Here is a 17,681-nt window from a genome sequence, read left to right as displayed (position 1 = left end):
TTAATCTAAGGTTAAACCCGAGGCCGAAGCGGCCCTGCTTCGTTAATCTAGTCGCCATGCACATCCTGCTTGCCGAAGACGACGCCCTGCTGGCCGACGGACTGGCCGCCCAGCTGAAGGGCGCCGGCTTCGCGGTGGAGCACGCGCCCAATGGCGCCGTGGCCGAGTACCTGCTGGGCCGCCATGCCTTCGATCTCGCCATCCTAGACCTGGGCCTGCCGTTGCTGGACGGCCTGAGCCTGCTGCGAAAGGTGCGCGCCGAGCAGCCCCTGCTGCCCATCGTCGTGCTCACCGCGCGCGACAGCCTGGAGGACCGCGTGAGCGGCCTGCAGGCCGGCGCCGACGACTACGTGACCAAGCCCTTCGACTTTCCCGAGCTGGAGGCGCGGCTGCATGCCCTGCTGCGCCGCACCCGCGCGCGCGGCAGCGGCCTGCAGGTCGGCGGAATGCTGCTGGACCGCGACAACCGCCGCGCCACGGTGGGCGGCGAGGCCATCGAGCTGAGCGGTCGCGAGTGGGCCATGCTGGAACTGCTGGCCGAGCGCGCCGGCGAAGTCGTGACCAAGGACGAGATCGTGCGCGCCTGGATGGGCGACGAGGGCGACAGCACCGCCGTGGGCAATGCCGTGGAGGTCTACGTGCACAAGCTGCGCCGCAAGCTGGAGAAGCCGGGCCTGGTGATCCGCACGGTGCGCGGGCTGGGCTACCTGCTCGAAAGCCCGGCACCGGGGCCGACTGCGGGTGCGCGTGGCTGAGTCGCCCTCCCCCGCGCCCGGCCGCTTCGCGCCCACCCTGCGCCGCCAGCTGCTGCTGTGGTTGCTGCTACCGCAGCTCGTGCTGTGGCTGGCCGGCGGCCTCGCGGCCTACCAGCTGGCCGAGCGCTACACCAATGCGGCTGTGGACGCGAGCCTGCTGCAGGCCTCGCGCGCCCTGGCCCGCCAGCTGCGCCCGCTGGACAACGGCCTGCTGATCGACTTTCCGCGCGCCGCGCAAGACGTGCTGGAGGCCGACCCCGACGACCGTCTGCACTACATGGTCAGCACGCCGCCGGGCGCCTTCATCCTGGGCAACCACCAGCTGCCGCTGCCGCCGGCCGCCGTCATGGCCAGGCCACCCATCGGCCAGCCCTACTTCTACGACGCGCTGCTGCCGCCCGCCAACGACGAGGTCGGCGCCCGCCAGCCGCTGCGCGTGGCCGCCCTCTTCCTGCGCCAGGGTGGCCGCGACGATCCCGACGCCGTGCTGCTGGTGCAGGTGGCGCGCAGCCGTACCAGCCGCGAGGAACTGGCGCGCGGCATCCTGTGGGACACGCTGCTGCCCCTGGCCGGCCTGATCCTGCTGATGACCACGGTGATCTGGCTGGGCATCCGCGCCGGCCTGGCCCCGCTGCTGCGCCTGCGCCGCGAGGTGGAAGGCCGCGCGCCCACCGACCTCACACCGATCCGCCTCGACGCCGCCCCGGGCGAGGTGCGCGCGCTGGTGATGGCCGTGAACGGCCTGCTGGCGGCCGTGCAGCACAACCTGGCGCAGCAGAAGCGCTTCATCAGCGATGCGGCGCACCAGATGCGCACACCGCTGGCGGGCCTCAAGTCGCAGGCCGAAGTGGCGCTGGCCCTGGCCGGCGACGAGGCCCAGCGCGAGCGCCTGCGCCGCGTGCACGAGAGCGCTGATCGCAGCGCGCACCTGGTCAACCAGCTGCTCACCCTGGCGCGCGCCGAGCCCGACACTGCAGCGGCCCGGGGCTCGCCGGTGGACCTGCGGGCGCTGGCGCAGGAGCTCACCGCCACGCTGGTGCCGCGGGCGCTGCGCGAGGGCATCGACCTGGGCTTTGCGCCCGTGGAGGAAGAAGGAAGCCCGGTGGGCGAGATCGCGGCAGATGCTCCCAACGCCGCCGGCGATGGCGATGGCGATGGCGATGGCGATGGCGATGGCGATGGCGATGCCAATGCCGACGAAACGATGGACTCCGCCGCAACCACCGCGCCCGCCGCGGCGTCACCTCTCGTCGTCATCGGCCACGCCTGGCTGCTGCGCGAGGCCCTCAGCAACCTGATCGACAACGCCCTGCGCTACGCCGGCCGTGGCGCGGTCGTGACGGTGGATGTTCAGCGCGATGGCGACGAGGCGGTGCTGAGCGTCACCGACGATGGCCCCGGCATCGCGCCGGAAGACTCGTCCCGCGTCTTCGAGCGCTTCGTGCGCGCCACCGACCAGGGCAACGGCTGCGGCCTGGGCCTGCCGATCGTGAAGGAGATCGTGGAGCGCCAGGGCGGGCGCGTGACGCTGGCGCCGGTCCAGCCGCGCGGGCTGTGCGCCCGCATCCATCTGCCGCTCGCGCCGGCAACCTGAAACCCCGTGCTGCGCCGCGCCGCGGCCGATGCCGGCCGATCATTCAAGAACCGTTCGGGCTGAGCCTCTCGAAGCCGGGGCACAAGCCCTTCGACCCGCTCAGCGCGACAGCGTCGAGTGACCGGGATCGCGCGCGAAGACAGTGTTCAGGCCGCAGCCACCGGCACCCGGTCCGCACCCTCGAAATCCGCATGCGCGGCCAGGAAGTCCAGCACCGCCCGCACCCGCGCCGGCAGCCGCCCCGGTCGCCCCAGATAGACGGCATGCAGCGGCTCAAGCTCGTGCGGATTGAACGCCTCCATCACCGGCACCAGACGCCCCGCGCGCAGGTCGGGCAGCACGTGATAGACGGACAGGCGCGCCAGCCCCACGCCTTCCAGCGCCAGCAGGCGAAGGGCCGCACCATCGCTGGCGCGGGCGCTGCCCACCACCGGCATGGCGACCGCACGGCCATCGACGACCAGAGGCCAGTCGGGCACGTTGCGGCGATAGGTCGAGCCCAGACGGTTGTGGCGCGCGAGCGCCTCCACCGTGGTGGGCGTTCCGTGCCGCGCCAGGTAGTCGGGTGAACCGACGATGGCCTGCGCCGTGTGGCCCAGCAGCCGGCCCACCAGATCGGAAGGCGGCAGCTTGCCCCAGCGGATCGCGATGTCGCAGCGCTCCTCCATCAGGTCGACCACGCGGTCGGTCAGCACCATGTCCACCTGCAGCTCCGGGTAGGCCTCCAGGAGCCGCGGCACCAGCGGCAGAAGCAGCCGATGTCCGAAGGGAATGCTGGCGTTGATGCTGACCCGTCCGCGCGGTGCAGAGCCGGCCCCGACGCAGCGTTCGGCCTCGTCCAGGTCGGCCAGCACACGCAGGCCGCGCTCGTAGAAGAGCTGCCCTTCGGCCGTGAGCTGCAGCTTGCGGGTGGAGCGGTGCACCAGTTGCACCGAGAGGCGCGCTTCCAGCCGCGCCACCAGCTTGCTGATGGCCGAGGGCGTCAGGCCCAGGTGCCGGGCTGCGGCCGAGAAGCCGCCCCGGTCCACCACCTGCACAAAGGCCTCCAGTTCGCCAGCGCGGTTGACCTCGACCCGCGCGGGGGCCGATTTGTGAATTGGCTTCACAGCTGCTTGTCCAGAGAGCGTCCTAGTCATCGTGGCGCGATCAGATCACAGTCTCGGCCATCATGCCTCTCGCACTTCTTGCCCTCACCGCCGGCGCCTTTGGCATCGGCACCACCGAATTCGTCATCATGGGCCTGCTGCAGCAGGTCGCGGCCGACCTGCGCGTGTCCATCACGGCGGCCGGCCTGCTCATTTCCGGCTATGCGCTGGGCGTCGCCGTCGGCGCGCCGGTGCTCACGCTGGCCACGCGGCGCCTGCCGCGGCGCACGGTGCTGATCGCGCTGATGGGCGTGTTCACCGCCGGCAACATCGCCTGCGCCCTGGCGCCCGACTACGCCACGCTGATGGCCGCCCGGGTGCTGACCTCGCTGGCGCACGGCACCTTCTTCGGCGTCGGCGCCGTGGTGGCCGCCGGCCTGGTCCCGCCCGAGCGCCGGGCCTCGGCCATCGCGCTGATGTTCACCGGCCTCACGGCCGCCACGCTGCTGGGCGTGCCGGCCGGCGCCTGGATCGGGCTGCAATGGGGCTGGCGCGCCGCCTTCTGGGCCGTGACCGTGGTCGGCGTGGTCGCGCTCGCGGTGCTGATGCGCTTCGTGCCGCGGCAGGTGCAGGCCGAGGTGCCCGCCACGCTGGCCGAGGAACTGTCGGTGCTGGCCCGGCCGCAGGTGTGGCTGAGCCTGGCCATCACCATCCTGGGCTTCGGCGGCGTGTTCGCCTTCTACACCTACGTGCAGCCGGTGCTGACGCAGGTGACCGGCCTGTCCGTCGCGGCCGTGTCGCCGCTGTTGCTGGTCTTCGGCGGTGGGCTGGCGGTGGGCAACATCCTGGGCGGCCGGCTGGCCGACCGGGCGCCGATGCCGGCCGTGATCGGCACCCTGCTCGCGCTGGCCGTGGTGCTGGCGCTGGCCCCGCTCACCATGCCGCATCGGGTGACGGCGGCGGTCTTCCTGGCCGCCCTCGGCGTGGCTGCCTTCGCCACCGCCGCGCCGCTGCAGGCCCGCATGCTGGAGCAGGCGGCCGGCGCGGGTCAGAACCTCGCGTCCAGCCTGAACATCGCCGCCTTCAATCTGGGCAACGCCCTGGGCGCGTGGGTGGGCGGCGCAGTCATCGACCACGGGCCCGGGCTGCAGGGCCTCGGTCCCGCAGCCGCCGGGCTCACGCTGGCCGGGCTGGCGCTGGCGCTGGTCAGCCGGGCGATGCAGCGTCGTCGCCTGTCCGCCGACACGCCTTCCGCGCCGCGCCGCTGCAACGCCTGACCTTCACACCCCAGGAGAAACAACCATGGAACACCGACTGCTTGGCCGCTCCGGCTTCCGCGTCCCCGTGCTTGGCTTTGGCGCCGGCACCTTCGGCGGGCAAGGGCCGCTCTTCAGCGCCTGGGGCCGCACCGACGTGGACGAGGCTCGCGAAATGATCGCCATCTGCCTGGAGGCCGGCGTCTCGCTCTTCGACACGGCCGACGTCTACTCCGACGGGGCCTCCGAACGCGTGCTGGGCGAGGCGCTGCAAGGCCGGCGGCACGAGGCCATTCTGTCGACCAAGCTCACGCTGCCCGCCGGGCCCGCGCCCAACGACCGCGGCTGGTCGCGCCACCACCTGATCGGCGGCGTGGAGGCCGCGCTGCGCCGGCTGCGCACCGAGCACATCGACCTGCTGCAACTGCATGCCTTCGACGCCGCCACGCCGGTGGAGCTGATGCTGCGCACGCTGGACGACCTGGTGCGCAGCGGCAAGGTGCGCAGCATCGGCGCCTCCAACTTCGCGGGCTGGCAGCTGATGAAGGCACTGGCCGCGGCCGATCGGCTCGGCACGGAGCGCTTCGTCGCCAACCAGACCTACTACTCGCTCGTGGGCCGCGACTACGAATGGGAGCTGATGCCACTGGGCATCGACCAGGGCCTCGGCGCCATCGTCTGGAGCCCGCTGGGCTGGGGCCGGCTGACGGGCCGCATCCGTCGCGGCCAGCCGCTGCCCGAAGGCAGCCGCCTTCACCAGACGGCCGGCTTCGCACCGCCGGTGGAGGACGAGCGCCTGTTCCGCGTCGTCGAGGCCATGGACACCGTGGCGCAGGAAACGGGTCGCAACCTGCCCCAGATCGCCATCAACTGGCTGCTGCAGCGGCCCACGGTAAGCAGCGTGCTCATCGGCGCGCGCGACGCGACGCAACTGCGCCAGAACCTCGGCGCCATCGGCTGGCAGCTGAGCGCCGCGCAGATGGCCCGCCTGGACGCGGCCAGCGCGGTGACGCCGCCCTATCCCTACTACCCGTACTGGAACGGCCAGTTCACCGAGCTGGCGCCGCCGGCCGTGCCGCTGGGTTGAGGCCAGGCGCGCGCGGCGACCTCGGCCTTTCTCGCCTGCAAGCGTGCCCTCCTCCGAAGGCTGTCCCGCTCACCCCCCGCGCAGTTGCGCTTTCAACTGCGCCCCCACCTCCGGCCGCTCCAGGAAGGGATCGGCCGGGTTCTGGATGGCCACGATGTTCTCCATGCGGCTCTTCACGTTGCCCAGGGCCTTGGCGCCCGTGTGGCTGAAGACGTAGAACTGGTTGTCGCTGATGGCCTGGAAGACCTTGTGTGCCACCTCGGCCGCCGTGACCTTGCCGCTGGTGACGGCCTTCTCGGTCATGGCCTGGCCGATGAGCTGGCTCTTGGTCAGCTGGCCCTGCGCGAGCGAACCACCGGGACGGTTGCGCTCGCTGTGGGTGATGCCGGTGGGCACAAAGTAGGGGCACAGCAGGCTGGCGCCCACCTGGTCGGTCACCAGGCGCAGGTCCTGGTACATGGTCTCGGTCAGGCTCACCACCGCGGCCTTGGCGGCGTTGTAGATGCCCATGTTGGGCGGCGTCAGCAGCCCGGCCATGCTGGCCGTGTTGGTGATGTGGCCGCGGTAGGCCGGATCCTTCTCGGCGGCCTCCAGCATCATGGGCACGAACAGGCGCACGCCGTGCACCACGCCCCACAGGTCCACGCCCAGCACCCATTCCCAGTCGGCCACGGTGTTCTCCCACACCAGGCCGCCGGCGCCCACGCCCGCGTTGTTGAAGACGAAATGCGGCGCGCCGAAGCGCTCCTTCACTGCGGCGGCCAGCGCCTCCATTTCGGCGGCGCTGGAGACATCCACCTTGCGCGCCATCACCTGCACGCCGGCGGCCTTCATCTCGGCCTCGGCCTTGTCGAGCGCATCCTGCTGCACGTCGACCAGCACGAGGTTCATGCCGCGCGCCGCGCCGATGCGCGCGCACTCGAGGCCGAAGCCGGATGCGGCGCCGGTCAGCACCGCGGTCTTGCCGTGGAAGTCCTGAATCATGGAAGTCGGTCCTTTTGCCGTTGTCTCTGGAATGCGGATGAAAGCCGCTGTGCGAGCGATTGGAGCGCCCGCGGTGCTCCATGGCTGTCCTGCAGGCGACGTTGACGGACTGGCCGCCAACCGCCCTGGTTGCGGTCAGCCCGCGTCCGCCGCCTTCAGCACGTAGCCGGTGCGCGGAAAGTGCACGTGCAGCGAACCCGCGCGCTCATCCTCGCGGGCCAGCGTGAAGTGCGTACGCGTGGCGGCCACCAGCGTGCCGGCGGTCTCTTCGAGGCCGAAGCTTTCGGCACGGATGGTCACCGCGCTGCCCAGCGGGATGCCGTGGTCGTCCTGGAAGGTGCTGTCGGTCAGCAGGGTCTTGGGTGCGGCGGCCTTGGCGATCGCCAGCGCATCGGCCGAGGCGATCTTCTCGAAGCTGCCATGGCCGATGGCCTTGATGCGGTCCATCCAGTCGACCACGGCCGGCGTGAGCTGCAGGATGGACTTCACGGCATTGACGCGGCTGGTGTACCAGAGCGGGTGGTAAGCCGCGAAGTCGGCGATGCAGGGCACCTCGCCGAGCAGGTGGCTGCGGTCGTCCAGCATGTCGGACAGGCGCCGCAGGTAGTTCTTGTACGCCGCAGCGGCATCGGCCGGCTTGATGCGCGCCATGTTGCCGGCGGTCATCTTGCCACGGTCTTCCCCGAAGGCCTTGGCCGCCTCGGCCGGCAGGCTGGCGAAGAGTTCGGCCGCGCCTTTGGGCTGCAGGTTCCAGGCCATGGCGGCCCAGAACAGCGTGCTGTCGGCCCACTGGGCCACGATGCGGGCCAGGCCCTTCTCGGGCTCCGGGTAGAGCGTAGGCTCGGGCTGCAGGTGCTCCAGCACATCGGCGATCAGCGCCGTGTCGCAATACACGTCGGCCCCCACCTGCAGCACCGGCGTGCGGCGGTAGCCACCGGTCAGCGCCACCAGGTCGGGCTTTGGCATGACCGAGGGAATGATGACCGACTTCCAGGCCAGCTTCTTGTGGCCGAGCAGCAGGCGCACCTTCTCCGAGAAGGGCGAGGCGGCGTAGTGGTGCAGGATGATGTCTGCCATGGGGACTCCGGAAAAGGACGGCGGCGTGACGCCGGATTCAGCGGCGCAGGCCGCTGCGTGGGTCGGATGCGAAGAACGGTGCGCCGGACCGACGATGCGGCCCGGCAAAGGGTCCGCTCAGCGCGGCATGGCCCGGGCCAGGATGGCGTCGAAATCGGCGCCTTCGCCCAGTGTGCCGAAAGTCTGGCCCCAGTCGCCACCGATACGAGAGGCGCAGAAGGCCTCGTGCACCGCCGCCGGCGCCGTCTGCACCAGCAAGGCCGCCTGCACGGCCAGCGCCACGTCCTGCGCCAGGCGACGGGCCTGCGTCTCGGTGGCCATGGCTTCCACGCGCGTGGGCAGGGCGTCCATCAGTCGGTCGAGCGCGGGATGCGCGCCGCGGGCCGGCTTCAACTCTTCGGCCAGCGCGGCGGCGATGTCGCCCTTGCGCAAGGCGCGCAGCAGGTCGATGGCCATGATGTTGCTGGCGCCCTCCCAGATGGAGTTGACCGGCATCTCGCGGTAGATGCGGGCCAGTACGCCCTCGCCGCCCTCCTCCACATAGCCATTGCCGCCCAGGCATTCCATGGCCTCCTGCGCCAGCGCGGCGCCGCGCTTGCAGATCCAGAACTTGGCGATGGGCGTGAGCACGCGGGCCAGCAGGCGCTCGCGCGGGTCCTGCGCACGGTCGAAGGCGCGCGCGAGGCGGATCGACAGGGCCACCGCTGCCTCGCTTTCGAGCGCCATGTCGGCCAGCACGTTCTTCATCAGCGGCTGCTCGATCAGCGGCTTGCCGAAGGCGCTGCGCTGCGCCGTGTGATTGAGGGCCTGGGCCAGTGCCTGGCGCATCAGACCACTGGTGCCCAGCGAGCAGTCGAGCCGGGTCATGGTGCCCATCTCGAGGATCTGCGGCACGCCGCGGCCCTCCTCGCCCACCAGCCAGGCCGTGGCGCCGTGGAACTCGACCTCGGAACTGGCATTGGCCTTGTTGCCCAGCTTGTCCTTCAGGCGCTGGATGCGCAGTGCGTTGCGCGTGCCATCCGGCAGCACCCGCGGCAGGAAGAAGCAGGTCAGCCCGGCCGGCGCCTGCGCCAGCACCAGGAAGGCATCGCACATGGGCGCCGAGAAGAACCACTTGTGGCCGGTCAGCACATAGCGCTCGCCCCAGGCATCGGCGCCGTCGCGCACCGCCTGCGTGGTGTTGGCCCGCACGTCCGAGCCGCCCTGCTTCTCGGTCATGCCCATGCCCATGGTCACGCCCGGCTTGTCGCGCCAGACGGCCAGCTGCGGGTCGTACCAGCGGCTCTGAAGCTTGGCCGCCCAGTCGGCGTAGATGGCCGCGTTGCCGCGCAGGCCGGGTGTGGCCGCGTAGGTCATGGAGATGGGGCACAGCATCGAGGGCTCCAGCTCGGTGAAGAGCATGAAGCCCGCGGCCCGCTGAACATGCGGGGAGCGGCCCGCTCCGGCTGCAACCGGATCGCCGGCCTCGGCCCACGGCGTGCCGTGCAGGCCTGCGCCCACGGCGGCCGTCATCAGCGCGTGGTAGCTGGGATGGAACTCCACCTCGTCGATGCGCCGCCCGAAGCGGTCGTGCGTGTGCAGCACCGGCGTGTGCACATTGGCCAGGCGCGCATGCCGCTGCATCGCCGCCGTGCCCACTTCGCGGCCCAGCGCCTGCAGTGGCGCGAGCTCCAGCCCAGGCGCGTTGAAGCGCAGGGCGTCCTGCAGCGCGCGATTCGTGGCGAACAGGTCGTAGTCGACCAGCGGCTCGGGCTGGTTGAAGACTTCGTGCGTGACAAAGGGGTTCATGCCTGCCTCCTGGCCTCGGTGCCGGTTGCGGGGCCCGGCGCTCCGGCCGGGTCGGGATCAGTGCATCAGACCAGCTTGACCAGCTGCTTGCCGAAGTTCTTGCCCTTGAGCAGGCCCAGGAAGGCCTCCGGGGCCTTTTCGATGCCTTCGGCGATGGACTCGCGCGGGCGCAGCTTTCCGGTGGCGACCAGCGTGCCCAGCTCCTTGAGCGCCTCGGGCCAGACCTCCATGTGCTCACTGACGATGAAGCCTTCGAGCTTCACGCGGTTGATCAACAGCAGCGTGGGGTTCTGGATGGGCAGCGGCTGGCCGTCGTAGCCGGCGATCATGCCGCACAGGGCGATGCGGGCGAAGGCGTTCAGGCGCAGCAGCACCGCGTCGAGGATGTAGCCGCCCACGTTCTCGAAATAGCCATCAATGCCGTCGGGGCAGGCTTCCTTGAGCGCGGCGCTCATGCTCTTGACGTCGGGGTGCTGGCGGTAGTCGATGCAGGCGTCGAAGCCCAGCTCGTCCGTCACGTACTTGCACTTGTCCGGACCGCCAGCGATGCCGACCACGCGGCAGCCGCGGGCCTTGGCCAGCGCGCCGAAGGCGCTGCCGACGGCGCCGCTCGCTGCCGTGACGACCAGCGTCTCGCCCGCCTTGGGCGCGATGATCTTGACCAGGCCGTACCAGGCCGTCACACCGGGCATGCCCACCGCGCCCAGGTAGTGCGACAGCGGCACATGCGTGGTGTCGACCTTGCGCAGCACGCCGGGCTGGTTGGCGTCGACCACGCCGTATTCCTGCCAGCCGCCGAAGCCGACCACCTTGTCGCCGACGGCGAATTTGGGATGGCGGCTCTCGACCACCTCGCCCACCGTGCCGCCCTGGAAGGTCTGGCCCAGAGGCTGCGAGGCGGCATAGCTCTTGGAGTCGTTCATGCGGCCGCGCATGTACGGGTCCAGGCTGAGGTAGTGGTGGCGCACCAGCACCTGGTCGTCGGCCAGGGCCGGCGTCTCGCCCACGACGAGCTTGAAATTCGACAGCTCGGCCTCGCCGGTCGGGCGGTTGTCCAGATGGATCTGCTTGTTCTGCGGCATGGTTGGCTCTTTGTGTCAGTCGGTGGAAAGGGGTTTGAGGTCATGGACGCCCCGGCCATCGACCGGCAGGCGCTTGACGTACTTGAAAGTGCCGGTGGCGTGCGTGCACAACCGGCCCGCCGCATCGACGATGCGCGCCTCGGTGAAGGCCATCGTGGCCGTGCGATGCATCAGGCGGCCATAGGCCACCAGCGGGCCGCGGGCAGGCTGCATGAAGCTGGTCTTCATCTCGATGGTGACCACGCCGATCTCCGGCTGCACGCTGCGTGCAGCAGTGGCCATGGTCACGTCCAGCAGCGTCATGCAGGCGCCGCCATGGGCCACCTGGAAGCTGTTGAGGTGCTCATCGGCCGGCGTGTAGTGCAGCTCCGACTCGCCGCCCTCGAAGCGGTGCATCGTGAAGCCCAGGTGGTGGACAAAGGGAATGTCGACGCCGAAGGAAATGTTCATGGTCTGGAAGGCAGCCGCGCGAGGCGGCACAGGTTCGACGAAAGGGCGGACTCAGGCCGCGCCCAGCACGACGCTGGTGCCACCATCCACCGCCATCCACTGGCCGGTGATGTGCTTGCCTGCGTCGCTGGCGTACAGCAGCGTGATGCCCTTGAGGTCTTCATCATCGCCCAGGCGGTTGAGCGGCGCGGCGGCCTTCATGTTGTCCTCGCCCAGTTGGTCGATGAGGCCCGAGGCCATCTTGGTGCGGAAGAAGCCCGGGCAGATGGCGTTGACGGTGATGCCATGGCGGCCCCATTCGGCGGCCAGCGTGCGGGTGAAGCCGATCACCGCCGTCTTGGAGGTGTTGTAGGCCAGTGTCTTCATGCCGATCGGGTTGCCGTTGAGGCCGGCGATGGAGGCGATGTTGATGATGCGCCCGCTCTTCTTGGGGATCATGTAGCCGTTGGCGATCTGCTGGCTCAGGATGAAGTAGCCCCGCACGTTGAGGTTCATCACCTTGTCCCAGGCCGAGACCGGATGCTCCTCGGCCGCCGCGCCCCAGCTGGCGCCCGCGTTGTTGACCAGGATGTCCACGGCGCCCATGCGCTCCAGCGTCTCGTCGGCCAGGCGGCGGGTGTCCTCTTCCTTGCTGCAGTCGGCAGCGATCCAGCGCGCATCGATGCCCGCGGCCTGCAGCTCGGCCGCGGCCTGCTCCAGATCGTCGGCCTTGCGCGAGCTGAGCATGACCCTGGCGCCCGCTTCGCCCAGGGCATGGGCCATCTGCAGCCCCAGGCCGCGGGAGCCGCCGGTGATCAGGGCGACCTTGCCCTTCAGGTCGAACAGTTGCTGGACGGTGCGTGCGCTCATGGGTGAAAGGTCTCCAGATGTGGGGCCATGAAGGCCTTCAGGGTTTGATGCGGGAACGGATGTAGATCAGCACCACGCCGGCCAGCACGGCTACGCCACCCGGCGCGCCGATGGACCAGCCGAGCGGCTCGTCCTGGCGCGCGGTGGCGATGCCCAGCACCACGGTGAACAGGCCGGCATAGATCAGGATCCAGCTCAGCTTCTCGGTCCAGTGGCGTTGCTTGGGCGGGCGGACGGGTGCTTGGGAGGTCATCAGAAGGCGTCTTCGGGAAGGTCTGCGCAGACCGGCTCGCGGCTCTCGACCACATTGAGCCAGGCGCCGATCTTGGGCAGTTCGTAGCGATAGAAATAGGTGGCGGCGCCGAGGCGGCCGGTGGTCGACACCGAGGTCGCGCCATTGTCCTTCTCGATGGCCTTGTCGGCGACATCCAGCCACATCCACGCCAGGACCATGTGGCCGAAGGCCTGCATGTAGGGCACCGCATTGACCAGCGCCTCGGCCGGGTTGCCGGTGGACCATGCCGCCTGGATGGCCGACGTGACACGGCCGAAGGCCCGGCCCAGTGCGTCGGCAAAGCCGGCGAGCTCGGGCCGTGCGGCGGCGCGGCCGATGGTCTCCTGCACGCGGGCGCCCAGCAGTTGCAGGCCCTTGCCGCCTTCCATCAGCACCTTGCGACCCAGCAGGTCGGCGGCCTGGATGCCGTGCGTGCCCTCGTGGATCATGTTCAGGCGGTTGTCGCGCCAATACTGCTCCACCGGGAAGTCGCGCGTGTAGCCGTAGCCGCCGTGGATCTGGATGGCCAGCGAATTGGCCTCCAGGCACCATTCGCTGGGCCAGCTCTTGGCGATGGGCGTCAGCACCTCCAGCAGCAGACGCGCATCGTCCGCGGCCTCGGGCGTGCCGGTCTTCTGCTCGTCGACCAGGCGGGCGCAGTACAGCTGCAGCGCCAGCGCCCCTTCGCAGTACGCCTTCTGCGCCAGCAGCATGCGACGCACGTCGGCGTGCTCGATGATGCGCACCTGCGGGCGGGTGGCGTCCTTGCCGGCGGGGCCGACGGGCCGGCCCTGCGGCCGGTTCTTCGCATAGTCCAGCGAGGCGTGGTAGCCCGCCATGCCCAGCATGACGGCGGCGGTGCCGACGCCGATGCGGGCCTCGTTCATCATGTGGAACATGCAGGCCAGGCCCTGTCCCGGCTTGCCGACCAGGTAGCCCACAGCGCCGGCCTTGCCGTCGACCGGGTACTTGCCCTCGCCGAAGTTGAGCAGCGTGTTGGTGGTGCCGCGCCAGCCCAGCTTGTGGTTGAGGCCGGCCAATGCCACGTCGTTGCGCACGCCGGTCAGATTCCCTTCGGTGTCCACCATCTTCTTGGGGACGATGAACAGCGAGATGCCCTTGACGCCCGGGATCAGCTTGCCCTCGGCGTCGGGAATCTTGGCGAGCACGATGTGGACAATGTTCTCGGTCAGCTCATGGTCGCCGGCCGAGATCCACATCTTGTTGCCCTTGAGCCGGTAGCGCGGGCCGAGTGGGTCGTTCTCGAAATCTTCACCGTCCGGCACCGCACGCGTCGCCACATCCGACAGCGAAGAACCGGCCTGTGGCTCAGACAGGCACATGGTGCCGGCCCAGCGGCCCGAGAACTCGTTGAGTGCGAAGACCTGCTTCTGCATCTCGGTGCCGTGCACCATCAGCAGGTTGGCATTGCCGCTGGTCAGCATGTTGGAGCCGATGCTCACCGAGGCCATGGCGAAGAAGGAGTTGGCCGCCGCCTGCACCGTGTAGGGCAGCTGCATGCCGCCGATGTCGTAGTCCTGCGCGGCGGCCATCATGCCGCTCTCCACGAAGGCGGCGTGGGCCTCGTGTGTGGCACGCGGCAGGATCACCTTCTCGCCGTCGAAATGCGGCTCCTCCACATCCACCGTGCGATTGGCCGGCGCGTACTTCTCCCGGGCGATGCGCTCGCAGGTGTCCAGCACGGCATCGAAGGTCTCGCGCGAATGGTCGGCAAAGCGCTGGCGCTCATTCAGGCGCTCGGCATGGAGCCAGTCGTAGAGAAGGAAGTCGAGGGTGTCGCGGTAGCTCATGGTTGTCTCGTCGTGAAGAAGACCGCGCCGGAGGTGGGCGCGGGTTTGGCGCAGCGGCGGCCCGGAGGCCTTGTGTGCTCAGCCCTGCGCGGCAATCAGCGCCATGGTGCCCGCCGCCTTGACGGCCAGTGTGCGCTGCCCGTCCGCCGCAACCGCGTAGACCTCAGCCTCGGCAAAGCTCAGCTGACGCCCCGCGCGCAGCACCCAGGCCTCGCACTCCAGGCGCACGCCGCGGGCACCGCGCAGCAGCGTGGTCTTGAACTCGGCCGTGACGATCCAGAAGCCCTCGGGCGCCATCGTCTGCGCGGCCGCGCCCATGGTGTGGTCGGCGATGGCGGCCATCACCCGCGCATGCACTACACCCGTGTGCTGCAGGTGGCGCGGCGCGAGCGTGAGCGCCGTGCGCACCCGACCGGCCTCGCCGCCCGTGGCCTGCACGCCCAGGTCGGCCATGAAGGGGGCGCTGGCGAAGAAGCCCTGCAGTGTGGGCAGATCGACCTTCATCGCCGTGCCTTGCGTGTGCGTCAACCGAGGATCAGAGAACCTCGAACACGCCGGCGGCACCCATGCCGCCGCCGATGCACATGGTCACCACCACCTTCTTGGCGCCGCGGCGCTTGCCTTCGATCAGCGCATGGCCGGTGAGACGCTGGCCGCTCACGCCGTAGGGGTGGCCGACCGCGATGGCGCCGCCGTTGACGTTCAGGCGGTCGTCCGGCAGGCCCAGCTTGTCACGGCAGTACAGCACCTGCACGGCGAAGGCTTCGTTCAGTTCCCACAGGTCGATGTCGCCGACGGTCAGGCCCAGCTTCTTGAGCACCTTGGGAATGGCGAAGACGGGGCCGATGCCCATCTCGTCGGGCTCGCAGCCGGCCACCGAGAAGCCCAGGAAGCGGCCCAGGGGCTTGAGGCCCTTGCGCTCGGCATAGGCCTCGTCCACCACCACGCAGGCGCCGCCGCCATCGGAGAACTGGCTGGCATTGCCGGCCGAGATCAGGCCGCCAGGAATGGCCGGGCGGATGCCGCTGATGCCTTCCTTGGTGGTGCCGGGGCGGATGCCTTCATCGTTCTCGACGGTGACTTCCTTGGTGATCAGACCCAGCTGGCCGTCGGCCACGCCGGCCAGTACGGTGATGGGGGCGATCTCGTCCTTGAACTTGCCGGCTTCCAGCGCGGCGGTGGCGCGTTGCTGGCTGCGGGCGCCGTACTCGTCCATGGCCTCGCGACCGATGTTGTAGCGCTTGGCCACCTGCTCGGCGGTCTGCAGCATGTTCCAGTAGATCTCGGGCTTGTTCTTGACCAGCCACGGGTCGGCCAGCATGTGCTTGTTGGCCTCGTTCTGCACGCAGGAGATGCTCTCGACGCCGCCGGCCACGTACACCTCGCCTTCGCCCGCGATGATGCGCTGGGCGGCGGTGGCGATGGTCTGCAGGCCCGAGGAACAGAAGCGGTTGATGGTCATGCCCGAGGTGGTGATGGGCAGGCCGGCGCGCAGCGCGATCTGGCGCGCGATGTTGCTGCCGGTGGCGCCTTCGGGCGTGGCGCAGCCCATGATGACGTCGTCGACCTCGGCGCCGTCGATGCCGGCGCGCTGCACCGCATGCTGCACGGCATGGCCGCCCAGCGTGGCGCCGTGGGTCATGTTGAAGGCACCCTTCCAGCTCTTGGCGAGCGGCGTACGGGCGGTGGAAACGATCACGGCGCGGGTCATGGTGTCTTCCTTTGAATGGAGGCGGAAACGGAAGCGGGCTGCGACGCGTTGCGCAGCAGCTGCTGGTAGAAGCCGATCATGTCGCCGTAGGCGGCGATGCTCAGGCGTTCGTTGGTGCCGTGGAAGCGAGGCAGGTCCTCGTTGTTCACACGGATGGGCGAGAAGCGGAAGACCGCCTTCGAGATGCCCGTGAAATGGCGCGAGTCGGTGGCGGCGGTCATCAGGCCGGGGGCCACCACCGCATCGGGAAAGCGTTCGCGGATGCTGCGCTCGATGAGCGCATAGCCCGTGCTGTCGGTGGGCGACACCGGTGACGGCTCGGCGTTGCCGGGATAGGCCTTGATCTGGATGTCGTCGTCGGCCAGCGCCTTCTTGAGGTGGGCCTGCACGCTGTCCAGCGTGTCGCCGGGCAGCACGCGGAAGTTGACGGCCGCCTCGGCGCGACCGGGCAGGACGTTGTCCTTGTTGCCGGCGCGCACGATGGTGAGCGCCGTGGTGGTGCGCAGCATGGCATTGCTGCTGGGGCTCTTTTCGAGCTGGCCACGCACCAGCGGTTCGGTCAGCCACAGGTTGGAGAGCATCACGCGGTTGAGCGGGCTCATCTCCGGTGCCAGCGTGCCGAACATCTGGCCGGCCACGCCGCGGATGCCGCCGGGCATTGGCGCGGCCTCGAGCCGGGCCAACGCCGCGCTCATGCGGCCGATGGCACTGTGCGCGGGCGGCATGGAAGAGTGGCCGGGCGAGGTATCGAGCGTGAGGAAGAAAGTGCCATAGCCCTTCTCGGCCAGGCCCACCAGCGCTGCAGGCTTCGACAGGCCGGGCAGCACGCCATCGAGCACCAGCAGACCCTCGTCGAGCACCCACTCCAGTTCGACGCCGCGCGACTGCAGCAGCTCGGCGATGGGCTTGGCGCCGCGCAGACCGCTGACTTCCTCGTCGTCGCCCATCACGAAATACATCGTCTGGCGCGGCTGGAAGCCGGCAGCAAGCAGCGACTCGACGGCCTCCAACTGGGCGAGCAGGTTGCCCTTGTCGTCCATGGTGCCGCGACCCCAGATGAAGCCGTCCTTCACCTCTCCGGCGAAGGGGTCCACGCTCCAGGCCCGCTCGGTGCCAGGCGCGATGGGCACCACATCCTGGTGCGCCATCAGCGCCGCGGGCATGGCCTTGGGGTCCCGCCCTTCCCAGGTGAAGAGCAGCGCATGCCGGCCCACCACCTCCTTGCGCAGCGCACCGTGCACGCGCGGGAACTGCTGGGCCAGGTAGGCCTGGAACTTGTCGAACTCGGCGCTGGACTCGCCGGAGCCGTCCATCGCCGAGATGGTGCGAAAGCGGACTGCGCCGGCCAGCCGCTGCGCCGCCGAAGCGAGGTCGACGTCCGCCTTCGGCGCGGGCGCCACGGCGATCTGCCGCGAGCCCTGGCGCCAGGTGTTGATGCCCAGCGCCGCGGCAAGAAGCACCAGCGCGGCGAGAACGATCAGCAGAAGGCGGCGGATCATCGGCGGTCGGTTCAGCGGCGTTGCGGCCTCAGGCCTGGTCGAAGCCCTTGCCTTCGGCTGCCAGCTTGCGGATCAGGCCCGCCGGCTCCCAGAACTTGGCATCGTCGTTCGGGTTGCGCCCGAAGCGCTGCATCGCCTGCACCACGTTGAACAGACCCTGCTGGCTGGCGTAGTGCATCGGGCCGCCCCGGAAGATCGGGAAGCCATAGCCCGTGATGTAGACCATGTCGATGTCGCTGGCCTTGCTGGCGATGCCGTCTTCGAGGATGTGCGCGCCCTCGTTCACCAGCGAATACACCAGGCGCTGCACGATCTCCTCGTCGCTGATCTTGCGCGGCGTGATGCCCAGTTCCTTGCGGTGCTCGGCAATCATGTCCTC

17 protein-coding genes are annotated in these 17,681 nt (G+C 69.7%); 4 read left to right on the top strand and 13 right to left on the bottom strand.

The annotated features are described in order from the left end of the window. Nucleotides 1-56 precede the first annotated feature (56 nt). Together DFR41_RS22005 and DFR41_RS22000 are read left to right on the top strand one after the other, a co-directional pair. Nucleotides 57-755: a response regulator transcription factor gene (locus DFR41_RS22005; RefSeq protein WP_114804294.1), complete on the top strand. Its 699-nt coding sequence runs from the start codon at nt 57-59 to the stop codon at nt 753-755. Beyond that, a complete protein-coding gene (locus DFR41_RS22000) occupies nt 748-2,349 on the top strand; it encodes a sensor histidine kinase (protein ID WP_244917836.1) in 1,602 nt (533 codons plus the stop codon). The genes DFR41_RS22005 and DFR41_RS22000 overlap by 8 nt, the downstream gene beginning before the upstream one ends. Nucleotides 2,350-2,495: 146 nt before the next feature. Here DFR41_RS22000 and DFR41_RS21990 read toward each other — a convergent pair whose 3' ends face one another. Then, nucleotides 2,496-3,485 (bottom strand): LysR family transcriptional regulator, encoded by a 990-nt coding sequence (locus tag DFR41_RS21990; RefSeq protein WP_114804293.1) that lies wholly within the window; start codon nt 3,483-3,485, stop codon nt 2,496-2,498. 32 nt (nt 3,486-3,517) lie between these two features. On the opposite strand from DFR41_RS21990, the gene DFR41_RS21985 reads away from it, so the two are divergent. Further along, entirely contained in the window at nt 3,518-4,711 is a 1,194-nt protein-coding gene (locus DFR41_RS21985) for an MFS transporter (protein WP_114804292.1), read from the top strand. A 25-nt stretch (nt 4,712-4,736) separates the two neighbouring features. Beyond that, a complete protein-coding gene (locus DFR41_RS21980) occupies nt 4,737-5,777 on the top strand; it encodes an aldo/keto reductase (protein WP_114804291.1) in 1,041 nt (346 codons plus the stop codon). Nucleotides 5,778-5,846: 69 nt separating this feature from the next. On the opposite strand, the gene DFR41_RS21975 is transcribed toward DFR41_RS21980, so the two are convergent. The 12 genes from DFR41_RS21975 to DFR41_RS21920 all read right to left on the bottom strand — a co-directional run. Then, a complete protein-coding gene (locus DFR41_RS21975; RefSeq protein ID WP_114804290.1) occupies nt 5,847-6,761 on the bottom strand; it encodes an SDR family oxidoreductase in 915 nt (304 codons plus the stop codon). Nucleotides 6,762-6,896: 135 nt separating this feature from the next. Next, on the bottom strand, nt 6,897-7,838 hold the full coding sequence (locus tag DFR41_RS21970; protein ID WP_114804289.1) for a glutathione S-transferase family protein: 942 nt from the start codon (nt 7,836-7,838) through the stop codon (nt 6,897-6,899). A 117-nt stretch (nt 7,839-7,955) separates the two neighbouring features. Next, nucleotides 7,956-9,626, bottom strand: coding sequence for an isovaleryl-CoA dehydrogenase (locus DFR41_RS21965; RefSeq protein ID WP_114804288.1), 1,671 nt, complete (start codon nt 9,624-9,626; stop codon nt 7,956-7,958). A gap of 65 nt (nt 9,627-9,691) precedes the next feature. Further along, complete coding sequence (locus tag DFR41_RS21960; RefSeq protein WP_114804287.1) at nt 9,692-10,708, bottom strand: NADP-dependent oxidoreductase; 1,017 nt, start codon at nt 10,706-10,708, stop codon at nt 9,692-9,694. A 15-nt stretch (nt 10,709-10,723) separates the two neighbouring features. Next, nucleotides 10,724-11,158 (bottom strand): PaaI family thioesterase, encoded by a 435-nt coding sequence (locus DFR41_RS21955; RefSeq protein WP_017759261.1) that lies wholly within the window; start codon nt 11,156-11,158, stop codon nt 10,724-10,726. 51 nt (nt 11,159-11,209) lie between these two features. Next, entirely contained in the window at nt 11,210-12,007 is a 798-nt protein-coding gene (locus DFR41_RS21950) for an SDR family oxidoreductase (protein ID WP_114804286.1), read from the bottom strand. A gap of 37 nt (nt 12,008-12,044) precedes the next feature. Next, the gene (locus DFR41_RS21945; protein ID WP_017759263.1) at nt 12,045-12,260 is read right to left on the bottom strand and encodes a hypothetical protein; all 216 of its coding nucleotides are present in this window, start codon (nt 12,258-12,260) and stop codon (nt 12,045-12,047) included. Further along, entirely contained in the window at nt 12,260-14,092 is a 1,833-nt protein-coding gene (locus DFR41_RS21940; RefSeq protein WP_114804285.1) for an acyl-CoA dehydrogenase, read from the bottom strand. The genes DFR41_RS21945 and DFR41_RS21940 overlap by 1 nt, the downstream gene beginning before the upstream one ends. A 78-nt stretch (nt 14,093-14,170) precedes the next feature. Further along, entirely contained in the window at nt 14,171-14,596 is a 426-nt protein-coding gene (locus DFR41_RS21935) for a PaaI family thioesterase (RefSeq protein ID WP_114804284.1), read from the bottom strand. A gap of 31 nt (nt 14,597-14,627) precedes the next feature. Then, the gene (locus tag DFR41_RS21930) at nt 14,628-15,803 is read right to left on the bottom strand and encodes an acetyl-CoA C-acyltransferase (protein ID WP_017759266.1); all 1,176 of its coding nucleotides are present in this window, start codon (nt 15,801-15,803) and stop codon (nt 14,628-14,630) included. Then, the gene (locus DFR41_RS21925) at nt 15,800-17,302 is read right to left on the bottom strand and encodes a M20 family peptidase (protein ID WP_017759267.1); all 1,503 of its coding nucleotides are present in this window, start codon (nt 17,300-17,302) and stop codon (nt 15,800-15,802) included. Before DFR41_RS21925 ends, DFR41_RS21930 begins: the two co-directional genes overlap by 4 nt. Before the next feature lie 28 nt (nt 17,303-17,330). After that, on the bottom strand, nt 17,331-17,681 hold a 351-nt coding region (locus tag DFR41_RS21920), incomplete at its 5' end, for a 3-hydroxyacyl-CoA dehydrogenase family protein (protein WP_244917834.1).

The organism is Pseudacidovorax intermedius (genome assembly GCF_003350475.1).
In the GTDB taxonomy this organism is placed as follows: Bacteria; Pseudomonadota; Gammaproteobacteria; order Burkholderiales; family Burkholderiaceae_C; genus Xenophilus; species Xenophilus intermedius.
Note: the sequence above shows the minus strand (reverse complement) of the source record. Positions and strands in the feature narration are given on the sequence as shown.

Bases quoted from the DNA above. Each gene is read 5' to 3' on its own strand.
- DFR41_RS22005 (WP_114804294.1), top strand. From the start codon at position 57: ATGCACATCCTGCTTGCCGAAGACGACGCCCTGCTGGCCGACGGACTG.
- DFR41_RS21990 (WP_114804293.1), bottom strand. From the start codon at position 3,485: ATGACTAGGACGCTCTCTGGACAAGCAGCTGTGAAGCCAATTCACAAA.
- DFR41_RS21985 (WP_114804292.1), top strand. From the start codon at position 3,518: ATGCCTCTCGCACTTCTTGCCCTCACCGCCGGCGCCTTTGGCATCGGC.
- DFR41_RS21980 (WP_114804291.1), top strand. From the start codon at position 4,737: ATGGAACACCGACTGCTTGGCCGCTCCGGCTTCCGCGTCCCCGTGCTT.
- DFR41_RS21975 (WP_114804290.1), bottom strand. From the start codon at position 6,761: ATGATTCAGGACTTCCACGGCAAGACCGCGGTGCTGACCGGCGCCGCA.
- DFR41_RS21970 (WP_114804289.1), bottom strand. From the start codon at position 7,838: ATGGCAGACATCATCCTGCACCACTACGCCGCCTCGCCCTTCTCGGAG.
- DFR41_RS21965 (WP_114804288.1), bottom strand. From the start codon at position 9,626: ATGAACCCCTTTGTCACGCACGAAGTCTTCAACCAGCCCGAGCCGCTG.
- DFR41_RS21960 (WP_114804287.1), bottom strand. From the start codon at position 10,708: ATGCCGCAGAACAAGCAGATCCATCTGGACAACCGCCCGACCGGCGAG.
- DFR41_RS21955 (WP_017759261.1), bottom strand. From the start codon at position 11,158: ATGAACATTTCCTTCGGCGTCGACATTCCCTTTGTCCACCACCTGGGC.
- DFR41_RS21950 (WP_114804286.1), bottom strand. From the start codon at position 12,007: ATGAGCGCACGCACCGTCCAGCAACTGTTCGACCTGAAGGGCAAGGTC.
- DFR41_RS21945 (WP_017759263.1), bottom strand. From the start codon at position 12,260: ATGACCTCCCAAGCACCCGTCCGCCCGCCCAAGCAACGCCACTGGACC.
- DFR41_RS21940 (WP_114804285.1), bottom strand. From the start codon at position 14,092: ATGAGCTACCGCGACACCCTCGACTTCCTTCTCTACGACTGGCTCCAT.
- DFR41_RS21935 (WP_114804284.1), bottom strand. From the start codon at position 14,596: ATGAAGGTCGATCTGCCCACACTGCAGGGCTTCTTCGCCAGCGCCCCC.
- DFR41_RS21930 (WP_017759266.1), bottom strand. From the start codon at position 15,803: ATGACCCGCGCCGTGATCGTTTCCACCGCCCGTACGCCGCTCGCCAAG.
- DFR41_RS21925 (WP_017759267.1), bottom strand. From the start codon at position 17,302: ATGATCCGCCGCCTTCTGCTGATCGTTCTCGCCGCGCTGGTGCTTCTT.